Below are 21,689 nucleotides of genomic sequence, written 5' to 3'. Positions count from 1 at the left end.
TGCTTCCGCTGTCCGAAGTTCACTCTACTTCAGACAACACCACACTTTTTCCTGCTTCCGCTGTCCGAAGTTCGCTCTACTTCAGAAAGCAACACACTTTTTCCTGCTTCCGCTGTCCGAAGTTCACTCTACTTCAAACAACACCACACTTTTTCCTGCTTCTGCTGTCCGAAGTTCGCTCTACTTCAGACAGCAACACGCTTTTTTCTCCTTCTGCTGTTCGAAGTTCACTCTACTTCAGACAGCACCACGCTTTTCTCTCCTTCTACTGTCCGAAGTTCGCTCTACTTTAGACAGCACCACGTTATTTTCCGATTCTACTGTTCGAAGTTCGCTCTTCTTTAGACAACAACACGCTTTTTTCTCCTTCTGCTGTCCGAAGTTCGCTCTACTTCAGACAGCACCACGTTATTTTCCGATTCTACTGTTCGAAGTTCGCTCTTCTTTAGACAACAACACGCTTTTCTCTCCTTCTGCTGTCCGAAGTTCGCTCCACTTCAGACAGCACCACGCTTTTCTCTCCTTCTACTGTCCGAAGTTCCTTCACCTTCAGACACCACGGCGCTTTTTTCTGCCTCCACTGTAAGAAGTTCGCTCTACTTCAGACAACAACACGCTTTTTTCTCCTTCCACTGTACGAAGTTCGCTCTACTTCAAACAGCACCACGCTTACTCTTAACAAAATAAATTCGCACATCCACAAATACCCTTAAAAACAACGGTTATCAATAATCAATTTTTGAATAATCCAGCCTAGACATCACCTTTATTTAAAAAACGCTCCAACTCCTCTGTCTTTTCAATGGTAACTTGCGCAACAGCATACTCTCTGCTATGAGAGATAGATAAGTGAACTCCCTCGCTAAAAGGTTTAACAATAGCTGGCTTCCCATTATCACTAGTTGCCACTTCAATATCTAAAAAAGAGAGTTCCTTTCCAATACCCGTTCCTATCGCCTTTGAAAAAGCTTCCTTTGCTGCAAACCTCCCCGCTAGGAACTCAACTTTTCTACTTTCTTTAAGCATTTCATATTTTTCCTTTTCATAAGGAGTTAAAATGCGGTCAGCAAACTTACTTTGGCGTTCAATTAGTGTTTTAATACGATGTAGTTCAACGATATCAATCCCAGTTCCAAAAATCATATTTCATCTTCCTTCTAATTTTCTATGTACAAGCATACCTATACATAGGAGTATAGGTTTAAATTCTAACTTCATATACAAATGTTCTATTTGTCAAAATGTCCAAAAGTAAAACGTATTACGTGATAACATAATACAATTAGGGCTATTATGTTAATAAGAAACTTTCGTATTTTCATTTAATACTCAAATAGAAACCAACCTTAACGCTAAGGGAGTGACTTTAAATGTTTACCAGGACAGAGAGCCTGAAAGAATTTATGCGCTATTATCCAATTGTCACAGCGATTTTGTTCATTCACATCATACTATACGCATTAATGGTAGTACCCATTTTTCCAAACCTTTGGTTAATGGAGACACTTGCTGGTGTAAACCTATATATTGTTCAAGGTGAAGTATGGCGCCTTGTTACACCAATATTTGTTCATAGTGGCTTTCCACATATGCTATTCAACAGCTTTTCACTTGTGTTATTTGGACCAGGACTCGAACGAATGCTAGGAAAGAAACGTTTTATCATTCTATATTTGGCAACGGGGATATTAGCAAACATCGCGACCTTATTTATACAGCCTTTAACATATACCCATGTCGGTTCAAGCGGTTCCATATTCGGGTTATTTGGAATATACATTGCGATTGTCATGTTTAGAAAGGATCTGATGTCTCGTGAAAACTCCCGAGTAATCCTGACGATTGCCGTCATCGGACTCATCATGACCTTTGTTCAATCGAATATAAATATTACTGCCCATGTTTTTGGACTAATTGCTGGCTTCCTATTAGGAGTTCTTACATTCGGAAAAGGCCAGGAAATGATTACTACCTTCCAATCCATTTCTACACGTAACAGAAGGTATAACAGAGGATCCAGTCCATCATTCTCCCCCCGGTTTCTTCTATTTGGTGGAATTGTTTTATTAGCCATTCTGGGGTTCTTATCTAGGTAGTTATAAGTAAAAAAGCGCTATTAGAGCGCTTTTTTTACATACCAGAATTAGAATACCAATTATAGATTTGAAGACTATCCGATTCTTCTAAATCCACTACGGTTCCTCCAGCGCCACCACCACCAGATTTAATTGTAGCTTGAATGGAAGCAAGCTTCTGTCTCCTTTGAAAATAACTGTCTTTTAGGGTAACCGACTGAACTTTATTTTTTTTCATAAAAATAGAATGTTTAATAAGCGTCCTATATCGCAAATTCAGTTGATGATTATTAACATTCCAACCTGCATCTTTATATTTCAAATAAGACCATAAAGCTGAGAAGATAAGCAAAATAAGCGAGAACAATCCAAGGAATTTAAAAAGAATAATCGGCACGACAAGGAATGGAATGAGGTACAACCAACCTCTTAAAATATACCTCCCTAGTGCTCTTTTCGGCACAGGTACAAAGTTTTCATCTAGTTTATATTCCTTTAAATAAGGCTCAAGCAGGCCCGAGATTCGCTCTTTTTTAATAATTGGTAGCACCATAACCTTAGAGCTCTCACTGTTAGCTGCCGAACCCCCAGCACTTTCAAGAATGACAGCTCCATAACCGATAGGCTGTCTAATTAAATTCTCACTAATGCGTACAGCCTGTATACGATGCAGAGGAATCGTGATTTGCCTTTTTTCTAATAGCCCTCTCGAAATAATTAAATCGTCATCGACCTTTCTTACAGTAAAATCAGCATACTTTAACATCGTTCCGATTAAGGCAATAACCCAGGCAAAAAGAAAACCAACAAATACGATAATGCTCACAAAAATAATCCCATTCGAAATAAAGTTCTCTACCCCTTTAAACACTCTTTCGTAAGGAATAATCTCCTCAAATTGAAAAAAGAAGGCTAAAACTGCTGAAATGACAACCCCGACTCCACCTGAAGTAGTCGCAAGCAATAAAAGCTCACCAGGAGATATTTTATAGATTACCTCTTCTTCAGTTGCTGTATCGGATTCTTGAGCATCATCTTCATCTAAAGTTTTTCCTGACTTTTTGAAAGAAGACAAGATCTCCTCAATGGATTCTGCTTCTTCTTTTTTTATAGCTGTAAGAACAGCTTCTGCATCCTGCGCCCTTATTCCACTAGAGCCTGCAGTCTCGACCTTTACTTTTACGAGACCAAAAGGACGGTGTAGGATTCCTTCTGAAAAATCTAAACTTTGAATCCGATCAAAAGGAATATATCTCTTTTTTCGTACGATAATTCCATATTCCAACCGTAGTTCTCCATCTTCAATCCGGTAAGTAAAACGTAGCCACGAGAGAATTCCTATTCCTAAAATTAAAACTAAAACTGCAAAAGAACCGATAAAAAAGAGAAAATCCCAGTCAGTCCCTTTACTTCCAAACACAATAAAAACGAGAAACGGTACGATTAACTCCTTTAACTGTTTGAAAAAGTTAATTAGGGCAGCTATCGGATGTAATCTTTTCGGCTCAGACATCCTCATCAGCCACCCTTGCTAGTCTAGAGATTATCACTCTTAATTCTTCTGCTTCTTCCAATTGAAGGGCAGGAATCTCATGTACAGTTGCAGCTGTCGAAATAGAAACAGTTGCTAAGTCGTACTTCCTTAATAGAGGCCCTTGATTCGTATCAACGTGCTGGACACGAATCATTGGTACTAAAGTTCTTTTTATAATAAATACACCGTACTGAAGTTCAATTTCTTGGTCCCTCACTTCATACCGCCAACGATTCCACCTAAGCTGCGGGAGTAAATAAATCATTAGCACACAATAGATCATTAAGAATAATACGGCGACTCCTATAATCCACGATGGCCAATCAAATATAATGGTTAGGCTAACCACACCAGCCACTAATAGTAAGGTAAAAATTGATTGAAGGGCCCCTGATATACGCCAGACTGTTAAGGCGCGGTCAGAAATCCTTTTTTCCGGTTCATAAATCATGTATACTTCCTCCTGCTTCTTAAAACTCTCCCTTTCTATTACACCATATTTTGTATTTATTGGATAATTATTTATTAAATTTGAAAGCTCGAGTTGTCTATCCTCTCTACACCCTCAGCATTTTTTAATTCTTCTGCTAGCTTGAAAAGTGCTTCATCTTTCTGTTTAGCCTCAATCATACAATGAATTTCAGGCACGGTTCCTTTTATTCCGTTTAAGAACGTTAAGAACATCTCGCTATCGATAAAATCTGCATGTGCTCGAAAGTCTTTTTCGGACTTAGGACTTGAAATATGCATTTTGACAGGAAGTTTTGAATAGCTCCAAGTAGAAACAATTCGCTCCCAATCGTCTAGCCAGTTTTCGTTTTCAAAATTAGCAAGGTGATGGTGATAGTCAAATACTAAAGGGATACCAAGTTTTTCACATAGATATAACGTATCTTGTAGAGAAAAAGTGGTATCGTCGTTTTCGAGCATCACCATTCTTTGGATTTTCTGAGGAATCACACCCCAATTATGTATAAATTGCTCTAAAGCCTTTTCTTTGTCCTCGTAAGCTCCTCCGACATGAAGAACGCAACGGTGTTCTGTATCAATCCCCATTCCCTTCAATAAAGCCTCATGCATAGCTAATGTTTTTATCGACATATTCAACGTATCAATCTTTTTCGTGTTTAACAGCACAAAGTGATCAGGATGAAAATCCACTCTCATTGGATGATTATTTAAATAATCCTCTATCTCATGTAAGGCTTCTTTTAAAGGTCTCATATACTTCCAGTCGGCCAATTCCTCATGGTTTGCTAATGGGATAAGCCTTGAACTTAAACGAAAAAAATGGATATCGTTTGCTTCATTGTGTTTGAGTAATCGTAAACAATTATGTAAGTTAGAAATAGCAATTCGCTCTAATTTATTGATAGCCGCTTCTCTATCCTTAATTTGCGAAAACTGACGATAGGTCATTGTCTGTGAAGGAGAGCAATTTTGAAGCTGGACACTCATTGCTACATATCCTAATCTAATAATGGTCATCTTAATTCACCGCCCATTTTGTTTTTATAGTAAGGCTCATTTCGTGAGTCTTTATGAACAAAGGGGTTCCATGGATTCTATAGAAACCTCATCATTAGTATTAGGATTAGCCTATTTCATTATAAGAATTTCACAAAAAAGAGAGAGCAATTTTGCTCTCCCTTCTATCTTAACGATAACTATTTGATTTTGGCTTACTACTAGATGGACGTTTTCCACCTTGACCTTGGCCTTGTCTAGGCTTATAAGATCCACCACGGTCATTGTTATTGTTTCTTCCGCGATAGCCGCCGCCTTTGCGATCATTTGAACGATTTTCACGTTTCATTGGCAGTGGCTTCTCTTCTGAAAGCTTAACCGGTGTATTGTCTGGCTCTTTTGTTAACATTTTTAATACTGCCGCCACAACTGTTGCAGCATCTTGTTGCTCTAATAATTCCTCAGCTGCTTGCTTATAGAATTGAAGGTTATTGGACTCAATGGATTGTAGAATCTTCTCCATTGCTGCTTTTTGTTGGCCTTCAAGAGCCTCATCTAATGTTGGTGGCTTCATGCGCTCCATTTTTCTCTTCGTCGTTTTTTCAACAACATGTAAATAAGACTTCTCACGTGGTGTAATAAACGTCATCGCTACACCCGCTTTTCCTGCACGACCTGTACGTCCAATTCGATGAACATAACTTTCTGGGTCTTGCGGAATGTCAAAGTTATAAACATGTGTTACACCCGATATATCTAATCCACGGGCTGCAACATCTGTAGCAACAAGGACGTCGATAGATCCTTCTTTAAACTTCCTTAATACAGACATGCGTTTAGCTTGGGTAAGGTCACCGTGAATTCCTTCTGCCATATACCCTCTTAGATTCAATGCTTCCGAAAGTTCATCAACTCTTCTTTTTGTACGACCAAAAACAATCGCAAGTTCTGGAGATTGAATATTAAGAAGTCTAGTTAGAACATCAAACTTGCTCTTCTCTTGAACTTCTAAATAATATTGGTCGATTAGTGGAACCGTCATTTCCTTTGCTTTTACACGAACGATTTGCGGATCTTTCATGAACTTCTCAGCCATTCTTTGAATAGGTGCTGGCATGGTTGCAGAGAAAAGTAGTGTTTGGCGCTCTGCTGGAGTCTTTGAAAGGATAGACTCAATATCATCAATGAATCCCATATTTAGCATCTCATCCGCTTCATCTAGAACAACTGTGCTAATATTTTCAAGGCGAATGGTTTTACGGTTAATATGGTCTAAGATACGTCCCGGAGTTCCAACGATAATATGAGGATGATTCTTCAAAGCACGAATTTGGCGGTTGATATCTTGGCCACCAAAAATTGATAGCACTCTTACTCTTTTTCCGTAACCAATTTTGTAAAGTTCCTCAGACACTTGAATAGCTAGCTCTCTTGTAGGGGCAATGACAATGCCTTGAATCACGGTTGAGTTCGTATCAATCTTATCGATCATCGGAATTCCAAATGCAGCTGTTTTCCCAGTACCTGTTTGAGCTTGCCCAATTAAGTCTTTATTTTCTAAGCTTAAAGGGATCGTTTGGGCCTGTACTGGCGTTGCTTCCTCAAATCCCATTCTTTTCAGCGATTTCATTGTGGCTGAACTAATTCCTAAATCTTGAAACTTTGTCGTCAATGTGTTCATTCTCCTTCTACTTGAGTAAATTTCATAAGGTACTTAGTCAGACCGAAAAACGAACAGAACTAACATTGTGTTAAAATCACGCAAGATAACCCCCGTCAAACTACGTAGTTACCAAAAATATGGTCCGTTTTCCAATTTTTAAAAATACTTATGAATCATTCACTTCATTAAAAATATTATTTCTCGTTCACCGTTGACCATTGTCTCCTCACAACGAAGTAAAGAGACTCGAGTGAAACTTACCAGCAGAGGGTTATGTTAAACAATCAGGGTTTATCGTCCTTTATATGTTCGTTTGAAAAACGAATAACTGACAGTAGAACAGAACTAACCATTAAAAAGTGAAGAAAATCCTCCACTATATGGAAGTTTCACGTTATGTTCGTAGGGTTACATCTATGTGTGTAACGTAACCTGTAATGCAAAGTCGGCCTTTAGGGCTTTCCTAAACATTCTAGTCTAAAAAGTGAAAAAAGACATTCTCCATCATGGAGCATGCCCAGAGCTGTAAAAATTCTCGTTGACACTTTGAGGTAATCTTAACATTTTAGCGGTTTGAATGCAATAAAAGGGATTAAAGGGATATAACGGAAGCTAAGATTTTCCATTTAAAAAAGCAAGGATTTCTGTAAACAGTTTTTCACGTTCATCACAGTGGCAAATCAAGTGTTTGGAGTTCTTAAAATATAATAGTTTTTTCTCTGGTGTACTTATTCGTTCATACAAGTATTGTGCACTTTTAGGAGGTACAACGCCATCAATCTCTCCCTGTGCAATAAAGGTTGGAACACTTACTTTTGATAATACTGGTCTTACTTGTGCAACCAATTTTCGAAATTGTAAGGTTGCGGTAACAGGAGTTTCCTTTATTTTTCTTTTGTATCTAATATACAACTCATTATCAAATAGTTTCCCCTTAAAAGAATCCCTAACCATGTCCTTCACATCGAGAACGAGCTGTTTAGGGTTAACATAGTATGCAGCTGCACTTAAGAGTACGAGCTTATCTATAGGATAATGAACGGCAAGATGACTTGCTATTAAGCCACCCATCGAAAAACCAATCACATATACTTTTTCGCACTCATCTAATAGCTTTTCAAGTTCTTTCTCGGCATGCTCAATCCATTGATTATACCGTATACCCTTCAAAGAAAGTATTTCTCCATGTCCAGGTAACGTTGGCACAACTAAACGCCAATTCGTATGTGATTTTAAATGTTCAACCAACGGCTCCACCTCAGATGGAGCTCCTGTAAAACCGTGTATACATAAGCAGCCAATCACAAAAAACACCACCTCATCGCTACTTCAGAACACATGAAGATTACGTTCTTAACTCTGTATATTTTACACCTTTCCCCATAAAAAATTCTAATTAAACGCTTTAGGGCACTCTTTTTTAAAATGGATATAAGCCACTCAAAGGTTTCATATAAAAAAACTTGCACAAAAGCAATCTTCGATTAACTTTTACACAAGCCTCTTGTATTCTTATGATTTTATGGCAGCAAACTGATCGATCTTGCAGATCTTCAAAATATTGTGGACCGGCTCACTAACATGGACAAGTTCAACACTTGCTTTTGTCGTCATCGGATGAATCCACTTAAGAAGCAGACTTATCCCAGAACTATCGACAAAACGAACCCTAGAAAAATCAATAATCACCTTTTTTATTTCATTTGGAAGCTGAAATTTTGCTAATTCTTCTTCTATTTGACGTGATGTTTCAAAGTGCAAGTCACTATAAAAGCTAGCACAGAGAACATCATCTTTCCCTAATATATCAATTAACATTCGTATACTTCCTCTCCTTATCAAACCTCATTTTAATCACTTGTCCCATATTCTCATAAGAAAGATGATCACAAATGTGTTGAAGAATATATAATCCTCTTCCTCCTACTTGATCATTGTCAGGACAATCCATCCCTTTATATTTTTCCCAATCAAACTGGTTGCCTATTGATGTAATGGTCAAAGCAATCTCTGTCTCCGTCTCATCAATTCTTACCTGGATGTTGCATCTTGAACATTCATTGCCATGACAAATAAAATTCGTGAAAACTTCCCATAATGCCAGCTTGATATTATAAACGAATGTTTCTGAGCAGGAATAGTCACTTATATAGTCAATTTTCTCTAAAACAGCATTCACACATGAAGATAAATTCGTTTGTTCTAGCATTGTGATTTCAAAGATTTTCATAGCTTTACAGTGCGTAAGCGCTCTAATAGTGTTTTTAAATATGGATTTGTATAATTCCCTTGATGTTCTAGGCGATAAAGCTGACTCCATAAAGAATTATAGATAGACCGATAACTTTCATGAACATGCCCCTCATAACATCTTTCTATGTGCATAAGGCGAAATTTTGCGTAATTCCTCTCTTCACGTTCATTTGGTAGTTCACCAAGATCAATACGAATAATTCTTTCATTTGCATCATTTAAGAGCTTTATCGTCATTTCCTCCAAACTTAAAAACTCTTCGTGCTCAAACTTTAATCGTACTTGTTGATTCATACCCCCATACCCCTTTTCAATACAGATAAAAGCCTACTATCGATTTCTATATATATTGGTCTTTAACCTTGTCTGTAAATCCCCCTACATACTCCATCATCACACAAGGATGAACAAGATTTTCATATAATCTGGCTACTAATTTCGAAACTTATCTGTTAACTGATTGTTTAAATAGCTCAATTGCTCTGCCATTTCGGCTATTTGGTATGAAGCAGTCGAGACTTCCTCAAAAGTCTTTTTAAAATCATTAATAAAGCCATTAAAGTTTTTTATTCTGCTATCGCTAGATTTTACGCTGTCCACGGATGTCTCAAGAATTTGAATAATATTCCGATTTGTTTCTCTAAACAGACTTGTCTCTTCAACGATGTGACTAAAACTCTGTTCAAATTTTTCGATGGTTTCTTGAACCGTTCCGATCTGACCTTGAATATGGTCTAATGCTTGCTCAGTTTGATGAGCTAACTTTCTAACCTCTTGTGCTACAATCGAGAAGCCTCTCCCATGCTCTCCAGCTCTAGCCGCTTCAATCGCCGCATTTAAGGATAAAATATTCGTCTGATTAGAGATTCCACGGATGGTTTTTACCACTTGCCCAATTTTGGTTGAACTTTCACTTAACTCATAGGTTAATGTTTTCGTTGTTTCAATCAAGTCTACAACCTTATCAACTTTTGTTAATGCAGAAGATACATCCTGTTTTCCATCCTCAACGGAAGAAATCATCTCCTTAGATGAACTTACAATGGAAGAAATCTCAGAAAGCATTTGTTCTACTAATTCTTCTTTATCTGCTATGGAAGAAGTCGTCTGCTCTGCACTTGCCGCTAATGTCGAAGCAGAATCGTTTAATCTGTATTGAAGTTCTTCAATTTCATTCAACTTCATCATTGAAGAAGTGTACGACTCAATATAGGTCTCTATCCCAATTTGCATATCAAAGGAACAAAGTTTTTGGAAGGATGTATAATACTTCATAACTTCTTCCCACGTGTCTAACTCCTTTGTTAATATACGAAGTGTTTCGTTCTGAATAAGGGTATATGCCCCTATATACCATTCTGGGAAAAGCCCGATTCGATTGTGAACATTTCCAATAATTTTTCTTCGTATCACATATTTTTCTCCGATATCCCCAGAAACCATATCAAGTAAATATTGAGTAAGCGTCTTTTTTAACTTATCGATTGTTGAGTGATGATTGATGATGTCTAATAAGTTAGGCATTTCTTGAAGCCGGGTATAAAAAGCATCGACAATAACTGGAGCGTTTTTCTCCATAATTGCACGAATCTGTACTAGGTTTTGAATATCCTCTTCGGTTAGTCCAACAAAATTTATTTGTGCAGCTTCTTTTCCTCTCAAGAGTTCCCCAAAGCTCTTATTTATTTGTCTATCAGAGCCCCCTGTCTGCTGCAGGCTAGGTACTGGTTTGCTTTTTGAAAAATTAAAAGCTCCTTTTTCGTTTTTTACGATTGATTTAAATGGACATCCACCCATGTTCGTCCTCCTACTTCCTACTGAAACTTTTTACCTATTCTATCCCTAGTATAATAGAATCAGTTTCACTTTCTATTTCCATATATAACAAAATTATGAATTTTTTATTAACATTGCTTCTTAAACAATGGGTGTCTAGCAATCTATGTTAGAATCAGTCTAAAAGGTGAATATGAAAGCAAGGGGAAACTTTGATGGCAATATATTTGTTGAATACGAATCCATCTGAGATTAAGGTAATGAAGGAGATTTTATATCGGGAGCATGAAGAGGTTTATTTGGTTAATCTCGAGAGCCTAATCGTGAATTCGGGCCCCTCAAGAATAAAGCCTAGTTCTCTGCTTATTTTTAAAGGAAAGCTATTTGGTGAAACCATTCAAAGAGCCCTTCAGTTTTGTCGTTATCACCAACTTCCCCTACTTGCCATTACAAATAAAGCTTCTTTCTATGAAGATGTGTCAGTAACTCCTGATTTGCTGTTTGACGTCGTTTCCGAACCTACAGACACTGAACTGTTGCTTCGTGTAAGACTCTTACTAACTTATCAAAAAGAAGTTAATCGAAGAATTAAAAAGGAAAAGGAATTAGAAAAGGCCATTAACGCTTTAACCGAAGAACTTGAATTTGCCAAGCGAATTCAGCAATTAGTTTTACCAAATGAATTCACGAGAGACGATATAAAAATTCGAGCAATCTATGAGCCATCTGAACTCTTATCAGGGGATCTTTACTATTGGACAAAAATAGCTCCTCACGAATATGGGTTAATTCTAATTGATGTGAGTGGCCACGGGGTTCATGCAGCTTTAGTTAGCATGGCAATGCGTTCATTATTCCCAGGGCTGTTTAAGCGTGTAAAAAACCCCTCTATCATTGCAAAAGAACTTAATGAACATATGCTTAAGATGTTCGAGCAGATTGGAAAAGAAAAGTATGTTACTTCATATTTCACCGCATTTATCATGTATGTAAACACACAAGAAAGAAAGATTTCATATGTGAATGCCGGTCATCAACCTGGTCTTCTTTTACAAAACGGAAAACTCTCATCTTTAGAGAAAGGAATGGTCCCTATTGGGCTAATTCATGAACCACAAATTGAATGTGAAACGATTTTTTATGAAGCACCAGGAAAGCTCCTCTTATTCACCGACGGATTAATTGAAACTCCATATTCTTTAAAGGCTAATTATCTAGAGGATGTAAAAAATTATCTTTTCACTTATGAACATAAAGATGAGCAGCATATGCTAGAAAAAATTCTTTCCGATCGCAAAAAATTAGCACCGGTTAGTGATGATATATGCGCGATTGCTTTGACCGTTTTATAGCGTTACCGACTGTTTAGATCATTTTTCGAAAAAAATAAAAAAATATTGAACCATTCCTTTCTTTCGTTTGTATAAGATGTAAACTGAAAAAGAAGGGAATTTTTTTATGGATAAAGGTTTTATTATTTCAATGATTGTTCAAGCCATTTTAATTGTTATTATTCTAGCAATTGTGATTCCAATGGATCGAAAATATATTGTGAGAGAAAATGGAAAAATCAACTTTCAAAAGTCGAAGATTCTTTTTCGGTGGAATGTATTTGATACACTCTCGGTAACAGTGGCCATATACGCGATTGTATGCGTTCAAATCTTAAATTTCCTCATTTCATCAGGAGAAACCATTGAGAGCCCTTATGTTCAATTTTTTACTAACCAGGGGCAATCATGGACGATTGTGGGAGCTTTATACTTAATTATCCGACTGTCATTGGTTTTAAAAGGGATTAAGGAGATATACGGAGATGACCGTTAACCCAGATGCAACAACTGAATTAATGCTTCAGTTCCAAAATGGCGATAAGGAGGCCTTCAACCGGTTATATGTGTTGCTAAAGCCTTCTTTATATGCGTTTTTATTCCGATTTACAAAAGATGAACAGCTAAGTATTGATCTCGTTCAAGATTCGTTTATTAAGCTTCACACGAACAGTCGCAACTACAATCCCTCAAAAGCTAGTGTAAAAACCTATCTCTTTCAAATCGCTTATCATCTTATGATTACAAAAGTGAACAGAAGGAAAACTTGGCAAAGAATCGTCCCTTTTTTAGTACCTCGAACAACGGATACACCCCTTTATGAGGATCGAATTACGATTAGGGAAGCCATTTCAAAGTTACCAGAATCACAAAGAGCAGTGGTTTTATTAAGCTATTATCACGAAATGACACACTCTGAGATTTCCGAAGTAATCGGGATTCCAGTTGGGACTGTGAAGTCAAGATTACATCATTCTATTAAAAATCTACGGCAGTTATTGGAGGTGGACACTATTGGAAAAGAACGAGCAGAATAACAACTCCCTTGAGAATGATCCCATTTTAAAAATGCACTTGGATTCCTACCAAGTTGACACCCCTGACTTCCCAATGAAGAAAAGCCGTTTTTCTAGACTTTTAGGGTACTTGGCGTCACCGTCTCAAAATCCATTTGAACCCATTGTGAATGCGTCTGGAAGTTTAGTTCGGTTAGCCATTACACCTTTGGTTATTGGGACTGTTCTTGTACTATTGCAGATCATTAGTGTATCTCTTTAGATAAATGCGGGAGGGCCGCTTGGGAGTAAGTTGGAATAGAAAAAAGCATACCAGACCGGATACGATTGGTATGCTTGTGTGAAGAATTATAATAATAGGAACTTAACTATTCTTCTGACTCGACCAAGCGATTTTCCTCCGCTCCTGTCAGAACTCGGCTCTTCTTCTGACTCAACGAAGCCTATTTCCTCCGTTCCTGTCAGAACTCGACTCTTCTTCTGACTCAACCAAGCCTATTTCCTTCGCTCCTGTCAGAACTTACCTCTTCTTCTGACTCAATGAAGCGGTTTGCCTCCGCTCCTGTCAGAACTCGACTCTTCTTCTGACTCAACCAAGCCTATTTCCTTCGCCCCTGTCAGAACTTACCTCTTCTTCTGACTCAATGAAGCGGTTTGCCTCCGCTCCTGTCAGAACTTCACCCTTCTTCTGACTCTAACAAGCGATTTTCCTCCGCTCCTGTCAGAACTTCACCCTTCTTCTGACTCTACCAAGCGATTTTCCTCCGCTCCTGTCAGAACTTCACCCTTCTTCTGACTCGACCAAGCCTATTTTCCTACGCTCCTGTCAGAATCCTTCTGGCTCAGCAAAGCTTTATTCTCCTGTTCCTGTCAAAACCCGTCTCTTCTCCTTTAACGACTCTGCTGAAGGTCATGAACTACATCCTCAAGCTTCATCCCTCTTGATCCTTTTACTAAAATTAACGTACTTTGAGTAATATGCGGTTTTAAGCTTTCACTTAGTTCTTCTTTATTAGTAAAAGAAAATACACGGTTCTCAGGGAAAACCTTCTTAGCTCCTTCCGCAATAAATTGCCCTAACTTCCCATACGTGAAAATATAGTCAATCTTACTTGAATCCAAGTTCTCTCCTACTTCAAGATGAAACTTGTTTTCCTCCGGTCCTAGCTCCAGCATATCTGCCAAAACAAGAATTTTCTTCTCAAATCCAGCAAGCTCCGTAACAAGGTTTATAGCTGCCCTCATTGATGTTGGGCTAGCATTGTAAGCATCGTTAATGATTCTTTCGCCAGCTGCTCCTTCTAAAAGTTCCATTCGCATATTGGTTAACTTTAACGTCGAAAAGCCTTCGTTTACCTTCTCAAATGCAACTCCAAAATATCGAGCTATAAGCATAGAGCCTAGGGCGTTTAATACATTGTGAATGCCTAGTACAGGTAGGTGAAATTCCGCACTCATCATATTCGTTGTGAATGTGCTCCCAATATCTGTTTGTTTTACTTGGACAGGATACAGATCATTCTCTTCGCCTTGACCAAAAGTCTGCGTAGTCGCTTTTCTTGTTAAATTTTTCAATGGTTCTTTTAAAAGTGGTTCATCCCCATGATAGACAATTAACCCATTTTCCTTCAGACCTTCAATAATTTCTAGTTTTGCTTCAGCAATAGCCTCTCTAGAGCCTAGATCTTGTAGATGTGCCTCGCCTATGTTAGTAATAATCACCGCTTCGGGTTCAGCCAGCTTAGTAAGGAACTCTATTTCCCCTCTACCGCTCATCCCCATCTCTAAAACAGCAATCTCTGTATCTTCTTCCAAACTTAAAATCGTGAGAGGAAGGCCGATATGATTATTGTAGTTCCCTTCAGTTTTCTGAACCTTGAACTGTAGAGAGAGCAGGTTTGTAATCATATCCTTCGTCGTAGTCTTCCCGTTACTTCCCGTAATCCCAACGGTTCTCACTTCAAGTTGCTTGCGGTAGCTTCTAGACAATTCCTGTAAGGCCACCAAACAGTCCTCCACCATTAATATTGGTAAGTGTAAAGGTGGGTTGGGGACATCTTTTTGCCAAAATGCAGCGGCAGCTCCTTTTTGAATGGCATCTTCCACAAATTTATGACCATCGATATTCTCACCCTTAAAAGGAACAAACAACTGACCTTGTTCAATTTTTCTCGAATCAATAGAAACTCCTTTAATAGATACTTCCCTAAAAGCTGATAGGTCATTTTCTATTTGAATCATATTTTCTATTTGCTTCAGTGTTCTTTTTATCATAAAAAATGCACCTCCTATATGTATAATGAGTAGTACTAAATCCTTATCGTTATAACCTAATTAATTCTTTTGTAAAAGCGTATAAATGGTTGTTATTCTTAATTGTCTCAAGCACAGATTGTTCTCGAAAAGTGCCTTGTAAAAGGAAGAGGGAATCCTTTTGACAGATCCCCTTACCTCATCACTCAATCTGAGCCCCTTTTAAGCTGAGCTTATTAAAATGTATATTTAATTTTTTGCTTCTCTTCATGTCTTTCTAACGCGAGATTTACAAGACGCTCAATTAATGACGGATAATCTACATCTGTATGCTTCCATAGAAGCGGGAACATACTGAATGGAGTAAACCCTGGCATCGTATTGACCTCATTAATATATGCCTTCCCATCTTTTGTTAAAAAGAAATCCGCCCTTACTAATCCAGAGCAGTCTAGTGCTTTGAATGCTTTTACAGCCATTTCTTTTAACATTGCATATTCTTGCTCTGTGATTTCTGCCGGTATAATTAAGGCTGTGTTGCCGTCTTCATACTTAGCTTTATAATCGTAAAAATCTACCTTAGGAACAATTTCCCCTGCTACTGAGCACTCAGGATTGTCATTCCCTAAAACACCGATTTCCACTTCTCTAGCTGTGATTCCCTCTTCGACAATTACTTTGCGATCAAATTGGAAAGCTTCTTGGAATGCCACTTCCAACTCTTTTCGGTTTCTACATTTGCTAATTCCTACACTTGATCCAAGGTTAGCAGGTTTCACAAAGCAAGGATAGCCTAGTTTCTTCTCAACCGTTTCATATGCGGTATCGCTATCACGTTCCCAGTCTGAACGGATAAACCACGAGTAATTTACTTGAGAAAGCCCTGCTTGAGCAAAAATGTTTTTCATGATGACTTTATCCATCCCTGCGGAGGAGGATAGTACACCATTTCCTACATAAGGAAGGTTTAGAAGCTCAAGTAACCCTTGAACCGTTCCGTCCTCACCATTCGGCCCGTGGAGCAGAGGAAAAATGACATCAAATGATCCTTTTTCACCTTTTGTTTGTAAAGTAGGAGCTAAAGCTGTTGGGGCTACGGATTCTCCTTCAGAAAACTCCAGTTGCTTAACAGTCTCTACTGGTCCATTTAAAAGTGCACCTTTAACCCACTGTCCTTGTTCAGTTATATATACAGGATGAATTTCGAATTTTTCAAAATCTAGAGCATTAATAACGGCAAGAGCTGTTTGCATCGAAACACTATGTTCAGCTGATTTTCCGCCGTATAATAAACCAAGCTTTGTTTTCATTTAAGTACCTCCATTTTCTATGGGTCACACCTCACTATTTTACCATCTTCCGAAAAAAGTTAGTGAGTAAAAAGGGGTGTGTTTATGAAAGGAATTTTTTCCTATCGATATTTTTTGTTCTTACTTATATATGTATGATGAATATGGCTTGATTCAAACCTTACAAACGTTAGCGGAAAATGTCAATAACCAACAATTTTTTTAGACATTATAAAAATAAAATCTAAATCCATAACAAAAAACGCAGAATGATCTGCGTTTTACTTTACAATCATGACAGGGGCCTTTACCCTTTTGGCCACCTTATGACTTACACTTCCCAATACCATTTCTTGCAAGGAATTTAATCCCCTGCTTCCGACTACAACGATATCAAAGGAGCGTGCATTTGCGTATTCAACGATGGTTGGTCCCGGTTCACCATGTAGGATTTCAATTTTATAAGGCAACTTCTTATCTTTTAAAACGCTTTCAAGAGGAGCTAGTCGATTTTTCCTCGTTTGCTCCACTGCTGTTTTATCAAAATGATGTAAGATATCTTCTTTTGATTTTTGCCCATCCACTACGTAGATAATGGTCATTTCAGCACTAGGGTTACTTTCAACTAAATGTAGTGCCTTTTCAAAGCAACGTATTGAATGGTCAGATCCATCAGCCGCAACTAAAACTTTATTGAACATTTCATCACCTCATAACGTGGATTTGCCTTTACCCCAACAACCAAAACGTCTTGTCGATATTGTCAAAGGGTTAACTTGCCTCAAAAGGATTAGCGTAAGAGACAGACATTTATAAAAACCATTATAATCTATTAACATATGGTGGAAAAAGAAATCTTTAACAAATTTAAGAACATTGTAATATAACAAACTTATAGAGTTTGACTCCCTAACTGAAAGGCTCCCTTAGGTTGGCTCAATAAAGCTATATTGTCTTAAATTCTAATTACCCTCATCCAAAAGTATGAGTCCAAAAGTAGACTTTTGAAGAATTTCTCAAATGGATAAAAAATGTATATTCAAGATACCAAATTAAGTTAGGGGAATTTCAATGATAAAAGGTTTATACGAGGCGCATTTACCAGTTAGCAATTTACAGGCTTCCATCTCTTTTTATAAAAAGTTAGGCCTAACACTTACGAGGGAGCCTCAAGAACATGATAAGGTTGCTTTCTTTTGGATAGATCCGGGTAGAAGTTGGATTGGTCTATGGGAGAATGAGCAGGCTGTTAAGACACCGTATCACCCTTCCTTGAGACATATTGCCTTTGAAGTTTCATTGGAGGATTTAAAAAATGCGAAAACACATTTACTTTCCCTAGGAATTGAGCTAAGGGAAGATTTTGGTTTTGCACCGATAGAACCGATTGTCATGCCAAGAGATGGCCACGCAATGGTCTACTTTAATGATCCTGATGGAAATAGTATAGAATTCATTTGCAAACTAAACAAAACATCCCAAGAGCATGAAATGATGTATTTAAGTGACTGGGAAAAAATATAAAAACAAGCATGATTTTTTTCATCATGCTTGTTTTTTAACCTTAATACATTGGTTTACAGCAAACAGTCGACTTGGCCATGCTTTCATTTAAAAGTTTGACAGACTTTATAACAACTTCCTTTTCAAACTCACTCATATGGGAGAAAACTTCCTCAAGATATTGATTCATATCTGTGCTTATAGCAGTAGCTACGTATTTCCCTTCAGTTGTTAATGATAGAATGAAAGCTCGTTTATCTTCTGAATGTTGACTTTTTGTTACTAATCCCATTTTTATTAAGGTTTGAATTTGTCTACTAAAGGTTGACATATCTATGCCTAGTCTCTCTGCTACCTGGTTCATTAATGGCTGTTTGTCGTGATCGATTTCGAATAAAATATGACTTTGAATTAAAGATAATTCAGCCCCACCTACTTGGCAGCAGTTTTTATTTAATAATCCAAAACGTCTATTTAAAGTTTGAAAAATTGAACGATAATTCTCCACTTGCTCACCAACTCACTCTAATTATTACATTAATTCTAATGAATTTTGTTGAAGAACTCAATTATTTAGGTATTTACATTCTCTTTTTTACTTACCTAAAAAAGATAGACTGACAAGCAGCCTATCTTACTTTAAAAAATACTTTTAATCTTATCCCAGAGTCCTTTTTCTTCAGGCTCCTCTTTAAAAGGTTGTTTTACGTAGAAGTCTAATTCACCAATTAGTTCGTCTTTTAGATATACTTCCACTTTTCCAACTGGTTTGTTAGTGTCCTTCCCTTTTTTTGGAACAACCTTCAGACTTATACCTTCCCTCTCTTCACCCTTCAAAGGGAAAATAAAGTCCTCTTTTGTATAAACGTTTCCTACAAGCGAACTATCTACATTAATCTCGTCGTTATGATCAATTATTTTTACTGATTCGTATGTGCTAAATCCTTGATTAAATAAACTCATGTGGTCTTTCCAATCATTTCTGTCATTAATCGTTACCACGATTAGTTTTAAACCATCTTTTTCAGCTGTTGATACCAGTGTTCGTTTCGCCCTTCTTGTATAGCCGGTTTTACCACCAGTGGTATATTTATAAAGACCTGTTACAAGTCTATGTTTGTTATTCCAGGTAGAGTTTAAAGACTCACATTTGTATTGCTTAGTTCCCGTTACTTTTGCAAATGTCTCATTTTTCATAGCGTATTGAGTAAGAAGAGCCATGTCATAAGCGGTGGAATAGTGATTTTCATGATCGTCTAAACCGTGAGGATTCGCAAATATTGTATTTTTCATCCCTATTTCTTTTGCTTTTTTGTTCATTATCTTTACAAAGTCCTCAACACTTCCGCTAACATGTTCAGCAATGGCAACGGCTGAATCATTCCCTGAACGTAGCATTAAGCCATAAGTCAGTTCAATGAGTTTTACTTTATCCCCTGGTTTTATATAAAGAGATGAGCCTTCGGTACGGGCTGCTCTTTCACTTATTTCCACTTCTTCCTCGAGTTTTCCTGACTCAATCGCGAGTATGGCTGTCATGATTTTTGTAATGCTTGCAATTCTCATTTGCGTATGAGCATTTCTTTCGTATAAAACCCGTCCTGACTCTTGTTCCATCAGGATTGCGCCCTTCGCCGATATCGCATGTCCAACATTCGTTTGACTACTCGCTATAGTAAACACCATAATTAGTGTGGAAATTATTTTAAACTTTTTCATCATATCCCCTTTCTTGGTCAGTTAGTACGTTTATTTTTTACTGTTTCTTCATGTGATTATTCAAATTTGGGCAAAATAAAAAGCCCCCAGAATTGGAGGCTCAATTTATCAATGACCAGATAATCTAGCACCTGGCTTACGGTGAACTGCTAAACGATCTATTAAGTTTGAACTTGGTGCATTTAATCCGACAAGTCGAACTACAACACCATTATCTCTTAGTTTTATAACAATTTTATCAATAGCTGCAACAGCTGAATCATCCCAAACATGCGCCTGACTTAAATCAATTTCTACTTCTTTTGCATCTTCATTAAAATCGAAAGCAGCAATAATTTCGTCAACTGACGCGAAGAAAATTTGACCTGTTACTTTATATGTTTTAATGTCTTTTTCAAGTTTTGAAGTAATGTGAACTTTAGAAATTTTAGCAACAAAGAAAATTGCACTTAAAATGATTCCGGCAAATACACCGATAGCAAGGTTATGAGTAAACACAACTGTAACTACGGTTGTGACCATTACAATGGAGTCTGTAATAGGTGCTTTTGAAAGACCTTTAATGGACGACCAATCGAAAGTACCGATTGAAACCATGATCATAACCCCAACTAAAGCAGCCATTGGGATTTGTACTACCACTTTTCCTAGTACTAAAATTAGGAACATTAAGAATACCCCGGCAACTAGTGCAGAAAGTCGGCCTCTACCACCAGATTTAACGTTAATAACAGATTGACCAATCATCGCACAACCAGCCATACCACCGAAGCATCCAGCAACGATGTTCGCAATTCCTTGCCCGCGGCTTTCTCTGTTTTTATCACTTGATGTATCTGTCATATCATCAACAATTGATGCTGTTAATAACGATTCAAGTAAACCAACGATCGCTAACCCAAACGCATAAGGAAAGATGATTTGTAATGTTTCAAAATTTAAAGGAACATTCGGGATAAAGAATGCAGGTAATGCGGACGTGATTGCCCCCATATCTCCTACTGTTCTAACATCACTTTTAGTAGCAATAGCAATAATCGAAATCACGATAATCGCAACTAAAGGAGAAGGAACAGCTTTAGTTATTCTCGGGAAAATGTAGATAATAGCTAATGCTCCAGCAACCATTGTATACATAACCCAAGTTGCATCAACAAACTGTTCTAATTGAGCCATAAAAATAAGGATGGCTAACGCATTTACAAACCCAATCATAACGGATCTAGGTATAAATTTCATATATCTGGCTAATTTAAACACACCAAATAAAATCTGAAAAACCCCAGTTAAAATAGTCGCAGCAAATAAATACTGGAGACCATGATCTTTTACCAATGTGATCATTAATAACGCCATCGCGCCAGTCGCAGCAGAAATCATCCCTGGTCTTCCACCAACGATTGCAATCGTAACTGCGATACAGAATGAAGCATATAGACCCACCATCGGGTCAACTCCTGCGATAATGGAAAAAGCAATTGCCTCAGGAATAAGCGCAAGGGCCACAACGATACCCGCTAGAACATCGCCTCTAACGTTACCGAACCACTGTTCTTTAATTGTAGTAACTCTCAAACAAACAACACCTCTTCTAATCTATTTTTGTTGACTTTGAACTCTCATCAAAGTCCGGGCCGTCGAAAACATAAAAATCATATCACATCTGGGTAAATTCACAACTATTATGAAAGCGTTTATATTACTATCATTCTTTGGTTTTCTTTCAATTTCTCCTTTTTACTATAAAAACAGTTAAAAATACGAATACCTAAATGTTTAACTATTCGAGCTTATTTAATATCATCTTTTA

The 21,689-nt window shown here is 37.5% G+C and carries 23 protein-coding genes; 6 read left to right on the top strand and 17 right to left on the bottom strand.

Features of this window, described 5'->3' with window-relative positions; genetic code table 11:
• Positions 1 to 753: 753 nt before the first annotated feature.
• Positions 754 to 1,143, bottom strand: a complete 390-nt coding sequence (gene acpS / locus ACFYKX_RS20650; RefSeq protein ID WP_389363194.1) for a holo-ACP synthase — start codon at positions 1,141 to 1,143, stop codon at positions 754 to 756.
• Between the two features lie 227 nt (positions 1,144 to 1,370).
• Here acpS and ACFYKX_RS20645 point away from each other — a divergent pair, with 227 nt between their 5' ends.
• Entirely contained in the window at positions 1,371 to 2,096 is a 726-nt protein-coding gene (locus tag ACFYKX_RS20645) for a rhomboid family intramembrane serine protease (protein ID WP_389363192.1), read from the top strand.
• A gap of 34 nt (positions 2,097 to 2,130) precedes the next feature.
• On the opposite strand, the gene ACFYKX_RS20640 is transcribed toward ACFYKX_RS20645, so the two are convergent.
• The 9 genes from ACFYKX_RS20640 to ACFYKX_RS20600 form a co-directional block, all read right to left on the bottom strand.
• The gene (locus tag ACFYKX_RS20640) at positions 2,131 to 3,588 is read right to left on the bottom strand and encodes a PH domain-containing protein (RefSeq protein ID WP_389363190.1); all 1,458 of its coding nucleotides are present in this window, start codon (positions 3,586 to 3,588) and stop codon (positions 2,131 to 2,133) included.
• Positions 3,581 to 4,060 carry a PH domain-containing protein gene (locus ACFYKX_RS20635; RefSeq protein WP_389363188.1) on the bottom strand — a complete coding sequence of 160 codons (480 nt, stop codon included), beginning with the start codon at positions 4,058 to 4,060 and terminating at the stop codon, positions 3,581 to 3,583. The genes ACFYKX_RS20640 and ACFYKX_RS20635 overlap by 8 nt, the downstream gene beginning before the upstream one ends.
• A gap of 74 nt (positions 4,061 to 4,134) precedes the next feature.
• Complete coding sequence (gene uvsE / locus ACFYKX_RS20630) at positions 4,135 to 5,097, bottom strand: UV DNA damage repair endonuclease UvsE (protein ID WP_389363186.1); 963 nt, start codon at positions 5,095 to 5,097, stop codon at positions 4,135 to 4,137.
• 169 nt (positions 5,098 to 5,266) lie between these two features.
• Positions 5,267 to 6,748 carry a DEAD/DEAH box helicase gene (locus ACFYKX_RS20625; protein ID WP_389363184.1) on the bottom strand — a complete coding sequence of 494 codons (1,482 nt, stop codon included), beginning with the start codon at positions 6,746 to 6,748 and terminating at the stop codon, positions 5,267 to 5,269.
• Between the two features lie 603 nt (positions 6,749 to 7,351).
• Positions 7,352 to 8,044, bottom strand: a complete 693-nt coding sequence (locus ACFYKX_RS20620; protein WP_389363183.1) for an alpha/beta hydrolase — start codon at positions 8,042 to 8,044, stop codon at positions 7,352 to 7,354.
• A 207-nt stretch (positions 8,045 to 8,251) separates the two neighbouring features.
• A complete protein-coding gene (locus tag ACFYKX_RS20615) occupies positions 8,252 to 8,557 on the bottom strand; it encodes an STAS domain-containing protein (RefSeq protein ID WP_389363181.1) in 306 nt (101 codons plus the stop codon).
• Entirely contained in the window at positions 8,547 to 8,969 is a 423-nt protein-coding gene (locus tag ACFYKX_RS20610) for an ATP-binding protein (protein WP_389363180.1), read from the bottom strand. Before ACFYKX_RS20610 ends, ACFYKX_RS20615 begins: the two co-directional genes overlap by 11 nt.
• The gene (locus ACFYKX_RS20605; protein WP_389363178.1) at positions 8,966 to 9,286 is read right to left on the bottom strand and encodes a hypothetical protein; all 321 of its coding nucleotides are present in this window, start codon (positions 9,284 to 9,286) and stop codon (positions 8,966 to 8,968) included. The genes ACFYKX_RS20610 and ACFYKX_RS20605 overlap by 4 nt, the downstream gene beginning before the upstream one ends.
• A gap of 138 nt (positions 9,287 to 9,424) precedes the next feature.
• Positions 9,425 to 10,789, bottom strand: coding sequence for a protoglobin domain-containing protein (locus tag ACFYKX_RS20600; RefSeq protein ID WP_389363176.1), 1,365 nt, complete (start codon positions 10,787 to 10,789; stop codon positions 9,425 to 9,427).
• 194 nt (positions 10,790 to 10,983) lie between these two features.
• On the opposite strand from ACFYKX_RS20600, the gene ACFYKX_RS20595 reads away from it, so the two are divergent.
• The 4 genes from ACFYKX_RS20595 (at position 10,984) to ACFYKX_RS20580 (ending at position 13,377) form a co-directional block, all read left to right on the top strand.
• Positions 10,984 to 12,120, top strand: coding sequence for a PP2C family protein-serine/threonine phosphatase (locus ACFYKX_RS20595; RefSeq protein WP_389363174.1), 1,137 nt, complete (start codon positions 10,984 to 10,986; stop codon positions 12,118 to 12,120).
• Positions 12,121 to 12,226: 106 nt separating this feature from the next.
• A complete protein-coding gene (locus ACFYKX_RS20590; protein WP_389363172.1) occupies positions 12,227 to 12,595 on the top strand; it encodes a group-specific protein in 369 nt (122 codons plus the stop codon).
• Between the two features lie 22 nt (positions 12,596 to 12,617).
• The gene (locus tag ACFYKX_RS20585) at positions 12,618 to 13,136 is read left to right on the top strand and encodes an RNA polymerase sigma factor (RefSeq protein WP_389363234.1); all 519 of its coding nucleotides are present in this window, start codon (positions 12,618 to 12,620) and stop codon (positions 13,134 to 13,136) included.
• Complete coding sequence (locus ACFYKX_RS20580; protein ID WP_389363171.1) at positions 13,114 to 13,377, top strand: hypothetical protein; 264 nt, start codon at positions 13,114 to 13,116, stop codon at positions 13,375 to 13,377. The genes ACFYKX_RS20585 and ACFYKX_RS20580 overlap by 23 nt, the downstream gene beginning before the upstream one ends.
• 86 nt (positions 13,378 to 13,463) lie before the next feature.
• Here ACFYKX_RS20580 and ACFYKX_RS20575 read toward each other — a convergent pair whose 3' ends face one another.
• The 4 genes from ACFYKX_RS20575 to ACFYKX_RS20560 all read right to left on the bottom strand — a co-directional run bounded on the left by ACFYKX_RS20575 (position 13,464) and on the right by ACFYKX_RS20560 (position 17,358).
• Complete coding sequence (locus ACFYKX_RS20575; RefSeq protein ID WP_389363169.1) at positions 13,464 to 13,604, bottom strand: hypothetical protein; 141 nt, start codon at positions 13,602 to 13,604, stop codon at positions 13,464 to 13,466.
• Positions 13,605 to 14,006: 402 nt separating this feature from the next.
• Positions 14,007 to 15,389 carry a UDP-N-acetylmuramoyl-tripeptide--D-alanyl-D-alanine ligase gene (locus ACFYKX_RS20570; RefSeq protein WP_389363167.1) on the bottom strand — a complete coding sequence of 461 codons (1,383 nt, stop codon included), beginning with the start codon at positions 15,387 to 15,389 and terminating at the stop codon, positions 14,007 to 14,009.
• A 215-nt stretch (positions 15,390 to 15,604) separates the two neighbouring features.
• The gene (locus tag ACFYKX_RS20565; RefSeq protein ID WP_389363165.1) at positions 15,605 to 16,678 is read right to left on the bottom strand and encodes a D-alanine--D-alanine ligase; all 1,074 of its coding nucleotides are present in this window, start codon (positions 16,676 to 16,678) and stop codon (positions 15,605 to 15,607) included.
• Between the two features lie 260 nt (positions 16,679 to 16,938).
• Positions 16,939 to 17,358, bottom strand: coding sequence for a universal stress protein (locus ACFYKX_RS20560; RefSeq protein ID WP_389363163.1), 420 nt, complete (start codon positions 17,356 to 17,358; stop codon positions 16,939 to 16,941).
• A 370-nt stretch (positions 17,359 to 17,728) separates the two neighbouring features.
• On the opposite strand from ACFYKX_RS20560, the gene ACFYKX_RS20555 reads away from it, so the two are divergent.
• Positions 17,729 to 18,181, top strand: a complete 453-nt coding sequence (locus ACFYKX_RS20555) for a VOC family protein (protein WP_389363161.1) — start codon at positions 17,729 to 17,731, stop codon at positions 18,179 to 18,181.
• Positions 18,182 to 18,221: 40 nt separating this feature from the next.
• Here ACFYKX_RS20555 and ACFYKX_RS20550 read toward each other — a convergent pair whose 3' ends face one another.
• From ACFYKX_RS20550 to ACFYKX_RS20540, 3 genes are all read right to left on the bottom strand, one after another.
• A complete protein-coding gene (locus tag ACFYKX_RS20550; RefSeq protein ID WP_389363159.1) occupies positions 18,222 to 18,668 on the bottom strand; it encodes a MarR family winged helix-turn-helix transcriptional regulator in 447 nt (148 codons plus the stop codon).
• Between the two features lie 131 nt (positions 18,669 to 18,799).
• The gene (locus tag ACFYKX_RS20545; RefSeq protein ID WP_389363233.1) at positions 18,800 to 19,879 is read right to left on the bottom strand and encodes a D-alanyl-D-alanine carboxypeptidase family protein; all 1,080 of its coding nucleotides are present in this window, start codon (positions 19,877 to 19,879) and stop codon (positions 18,800 to 18,802) included.
• Positions 19,880 to 19,987: 108 nt separating this feature from the next.
• The gene (locus ACFYKX_RS20540) at positions 19,988 to 21,454 is read right to left on the bottom strand and encodes a SulP family inorganic anion transporter (protein ID WP_389363157.1); all 1,467 of its coding nucleotides are present in this window, start codon (positions 21,452 to 21,454) and stop codon (positions 19,988 to 19,990) included.
• Positions 21,455 to 21,689 lie beyond the last annotated feature (235 nt).

Origin of the sequence: Cytobacillus spartinae, assembly GCF_042865285.1 — a bacterium.
Taxonomy (GTDB): Bacteria; Bacillota; Bacilli; order Bacillales; family Cytobacillaceae; genus Robertmurraya_A; species Robertmurraya_A spartinae.
This window is presented reverse-complemented; position numbering and strand designations above follow the sequence as displayed.

Excerpts from the sequence above, each read along its gene's own strand:
- acpS (WP_389363194.1), bottom strand. The coding sequence starts at position 1,143 with ATGATTTTTGGAACTGGGATTGATATCGTTGAACTACATCGTATTAAA.
- ACFYKX_RS20645 (WP_389363192.1), top strand. The coding sequence starts at position 1,371 with ATGTTTACCAGGACAGAGAGCCTGAAAGAATTTATGCGCTATTATCCA.
- ACFYKX_RS20640 (WP_389363190.1), bottom strand. The coding sequence starts at position 3,588 with ATGTCTGAGCCGAAAAGATTACATCCGATAGCTGCCCTAATTAACTTT.
- ACFYKX_RS20635 (WP_389363188.1), bottom strand. The coding sequence starts at position 4,060 with ATGATTTATGAACCGGAAAAAAGGATTTCTGACCGCGCCTTAACAGTC.
- uvsE (WP_389363186.1), bottom strand. The coding sequence starts at position 5,097 with ATGACCATTATTAGATTAGGATATGTAGCAATGAGTGTCCAGCTTCAA.
- ACFYKX_RS20615 (WP_389363181.1), bottom strand. The coding sequence starts at position 8,557 with ATGTTAATTGATATATTAGGGAAAGATGATGTTCTCTGTGCTAGCTTT.
- ACFYKX_RS20610 (WP_389363180.1), bottom strand. The coding sequence starts at position 8,969 with ATGAAAATCTTTGAAATCACAATGCTAGAACAAACGAATTTATCTTCA.
- ACFYKX_RS20605 (WP_389363178.1), bottom strand. The coding sequence starts at position 9,286 with ATGAATCAACAAGTACGATTAAAGTTTGAGCACGAAGAGTTTTTAAGT.
- ACFYKX_RS20600 (WP_389363176.1), bottom strand. The coding sequence starts at position 10,789 with ATGGGTGGATGTCCATTTAAATCAATCGTAAAAAACGAAAAAGGAGCT.
- ACFYKX_RS20595 (WP_389363174.1), top strand. The coding sequence starts at position 10,984 with ATGGCAATATATTTGTTGAATACGAATCCATCTGAGATTAAGGTAATG.
- ACFYKX_RS20590 (WP_389363172.1), top strand. The coding sequence starts at position 12,227 with ATGGATAAAGGTTTTATTATTTCAATGATTGTTCAAGCCATTTTAATT.
- ACFYKX_RS20585 (WP_389363234.1), top strand. The coding sequence starts at position 12,618 with ATGCTTCAGTTCCAAAATGGCGATAAGGAGGCCTTCAACCGGTTATAT.
- ACFYKX_RS20570 (WP_389363167.1), bottom strand. The coding sequence starts at position 15,389 with ATGATAAAAAGAACACTGAAGCAAATAGAAAATATGATTCAAATAGAA.
- ACFYKX_RS20565 (WP_389363165.1), bottom strand. The coding sequence starts at position 16,678 with ATGAAAACAAAGCTTGGTTTATTATACGGCGGAAAATCAGCTGAACAT.
- ACFYKX_RS20560 (WP_389363163.1), bottom strand. The coding sequence starts at position 17,358 with ATGTTCAATAAAGTTTTAGTTGCGGCTGATGGATCTGACCATTCAATA.
- ACFYKX_RS20555 (WP_389363161.1), top strand. The coding sequence starts at position 17,729 with ATGATAAAAGGTTTATACGAGGCGCATTTACCAGTTAGCAATTTACAG.
- ACFYKX_RS20545 (WP_389363233.1), bottom strand. The coding sequence starts at position 19,879 with ATGAAAAAGTTTAAAATAATTTCCACACTAATTATGGTGTTTACTATA.